Raw genomic sequence first — 2,944 nt, forward strand, 5'->3', positions numbered from 1 at the left:
CAAGCTGGGCGGCCTGGTGGAGTTCTACCGCAGCCCGGCCCGCGTGGCCTGGACGCCCACCGGCACCAACGTGCCCGACTATCCCAAGCTGGCACAACTGTGGTGGAAGAACGTGGCAGTGGCCGTGACGGGCGAGAAGACCCCGCAGCAGGCCATGGACAACCTGGCCGAGGAGATGGACCAGGTGCTGGCCCGCCTGGAGCGCGCCGGCATGGCCCGTTGTGCGCCCAAGCTCAACAAGAAGGAAGATCCGAAGAAGTGGCTGAGCGACAAGGGGGCTCCGTGGGCCAAGCTGGCCAACGAGAAGCCCAAGGGTGAGACCATCGAGTACGAGAAGCTGCTCGCCGCCTGGCGCGCCGGCCGCGTGCGCTGAGCTTGCGGGGAAGGGGTTGCGAGGCCCCTTCGTCTTGCGGCCCTGCGGCGTCTGCCCGCAGGGCCTTTTCTTCATGGGCCGTGCAGTGCCTCGTCAACCAGCTCGATCCAGTGCCGCACCGGCGTCATCGTGCCCGTCTGCAGGTGCTGGATGCAGCCGATGTTGGCCGAGACGATGGCTTCGGCCTGCAGTGGCAACAGATGCGAGAGCTTGCGGTCGCGAAGCTGGTAGGCCAGCTCGGGCTGCAGCACCGAATAGGTGCCTGCCGAACCGCAGCACAGGTGGGATTCGGCGGCGGGCAGTTGCACTTCGAAGCCCAGTTCGCGCAGCACCTGCTCGACGCCGCCGCGCAACTGCTGACCGTGCTGCAGCGTGCAAGGCGGATGGAAGGCGAGCCTGCGGGTGCCGACCTCGCGCCGCAGGCGCGACTTCAGCGCGGGCACCAGGGCGGGCAGCAGCTCGCTCAGGTCGCGCGTGAGCGCGCTGATGGCTTTCGCGCGCTCGGCGTAATCGGGCTCGTGCTGCAGGGCGTGGCCGTACTCCTTCACCGTCACGCCGCAGCCCGAGGCGTTCATCACGATCGCCTCGACCTCGCCGCGCTCGACCAGCGGCCACCAGGCATCGACATTGCGGCGCATGTCGGCCAGTCCGCCCTCGTGGTCGTTCAGGTGCATGCGGATCGCGCCACAGCAGCCCGCGCCATCGGCCACCAGGGTCTGCACGCCGGCGGCGTCCAGCACGCGCGCGGTGGCACTGTTGATGTTGGGCATCATGGCCGGCTGCACGCAGCCGGTGAGCATCAGCACCTTGCGCTCGTGGGTGCGCGTGGGCCACTGGTGGGCGCGCGCGCGGGTGTCGCGCGGCGGCACCTTGTTCTTCAGCGCGCCGGGCAGCAGCGGGCGCACCATCTGGCCCAGCTTCATCGCCGGACCGAACAGGCGCGAGGTCAGCCCCTCGCGCAGCACTGTGCGCACGAGCTTTTCGCCGGCGGGCCGCTCGACACGCTGCTCCACGATCCGGCGGCCGATGTCCACCAGGTGCCCGTATTGCACGCCCGAGGGGCAGGTCGATTCGCAGTTGCGGCAGGTCAGGCAGCGGTCCAGGTGCACCTGCGTCTTGCGCGTGACGCTCTGGCCTTCGAGCACCTGCTTCATCAGGTAGATGCGCCCGCGCGGCCCGTCGAGCTCGTCGCCCAGCAACTGGTAGGTGGGACAGGTGGCGGTGCAAAAGCCGCAGTGCACGCACTTGCGCAGGATGGCCTCGGCCTCCCGGCCCTCGGGCGTGTCGCGGAATTCGGGGGCGAGATGGGTCTGCATGCGAAAAGGCTCGGAGGGGACTCGAGGGTCACAGGCCGCTTGTGAGGCGGCCGCGGTTGAACAGGCCTTGCGGGTCGAACGCCGCCTTGAGCGAGCGATGCAGCCGCTCCAGCACCGGCGGCAGGGGCATGAAGACCGGGCCGTCCGGCGGGCCATGAAAGCGCGTGGCGTGGCCGCCGGCGCGGGCGGCGGCCTCGCGCACGGCCGCCGCCGGTGCCGGTGTGCACCACCAGCGCTGGCCGCCGCCCCATTCGATGAGCTGCTCGCCCGGCAGGCGCAGCGGGGCGGCCGTCGGCGGCACCGACAGCCGCCACAGGCTGGCGCCAGTCTGCACCGCGGCGTGGGCCTTGACGAAGAATTCGTCCCGCTGGTCGCGCAGGCCCTCCCAGAAGGGGGCGGCCTGCATCGCCGCGATCGGTTCGCCGCCCAGTTGCCGGCAGGCGGCGGCCACTGCGGCCTGGGCGCCGCGCAGCCGCAACAGCAGGGTGCCGTCCCACCAGGCACTCGCGTTCAGGGGCAGGGGCTGCGCAGCCCATTCGTTTAGCCGCTGCAGCGCCGTGCCCTCGTCCATCTCAAAGCGCAAGGTGGCAGTGGCCGGCGCGATCGGCAGCACCTTCAGCGAGACCTCGAGGATCACCCCGAGCGTGCCCAGCGAGCCTGCCAGCAGGCGGGAGACGTCGTAGCCCGCCACGTTCTTCATCACCTGGCCGCCAAAGCTCAGCACCTGGGCCCGCCCGTTGAGCATCGTGGCGCCCAGCACATAGTCGCGCACCGCGCCCACTGCGGCCCGCGAGGGGCCTGACAGGCCGGCGGCCACCATGCCGCCCACCGTGCCGCCGCTGGCAAAGCGTGGCGGCTCGAAGGGCAGGCATTGGCCTTTTTCGGCCAGTGCGGCCTCCAGCTCGTCCAGCGGCGTGCCGGCGCGGGCGGTGACGACGAGTTCGGTGGGCTCGTAGCTGGACAGTCCGGCCAACGGCCGCAGCTCAAGCGGCTCGCCCACGAGGGGTTCACCGTAGAAGGACTTGGGGCGGCCGCCCTGGATGGCCAGGGGGCGGCCGTCGGCCAGCGCGGCGCGCACCTGGTCGATCAGGCGGTCGAGGACGGGATCGGGGTTCATGCGCAAGGACGGGGGCAGGAGGGTCAGAAGCGTTCCAGCTCGGGGAAGGGCAGCAGGCCCTTGCGCACGTGCATCTTGCCGTACTCGGCACAGCGGTTCAGCGTGGGCACCACCTTGCCGGGGTTGAGCAGCTCGGCC

General features: G+C 70.9%; 2 protein-coding genes and 1 pseudogene. 1 reads left to right on the forward strand and 2 read right to left on the reverse strand.

All coding sequences use genetic code 11. The features are described 5' to 3' along the window. Nucleotides 1-373, forward strand: a pseudogene (locus ACK42S_RS16920) (carbohydrate ABC transporter substrate-binding protein); the annotation flags it as partial. 71 nt (nucleotides 374-444) lie between these two features. Here the strand turns inward: ACK42S_RS16920 and glcF are convergent. Next, nucleotides 445-1,689: a glycolate oxidase subunit GlcF gene (gene glcF / locus ACK42S_RS16925; protein ID WP_409710304.1), complete on the reverse strand. Its 1,245-nt coding sequence runs from the start codon at nucleotides 1,687-1,689 to the stop codon at nucleotides 445-447. Nucleotides 1,690-1,717: 28 nt separating this feature from the next. Next, on the reverse strand, nucleotides 1,718-2,806 hold the full coding sequence (gene glcE, locus ACK42S_RS16930) for a glycolate oxidase subunit GlcE (RefSeq protein WP_409710306.1): 1,089 nt from the start codon (nucleotides 2,804-2,806) through the stop codon (nucleotides 1,718-1,720). Nucleotides 2,807-2,944: the final 138 nt, after the last annotated feature.

The organism is Caldimonas sp., assembly GCF_046289365.1.
In the GTDB taxonomy this organism is placed as follows: Bacteria; Pseudomonadota; Gammaproteobacteria; order Burkholderiales; family Burkholderiaceae_C; genus Caldimonas.

Excerpts from the sequence above, each read along its gene's own strand:
- glcF (WP_409710304.1), bottom strand. The coding sequence starts at position 1,689 with ATGCAGACCCATCTCGCCCCCGAATTCCGCGACACGCCCGAGGGCCGG.
- glcE (WP_409710306.1), bottom strand. The coding sequence starts at position 2,806 with ATGAACCCCGATCCCGTCCTCGACCGCCTGATCGACCAGGTGCGCGCC.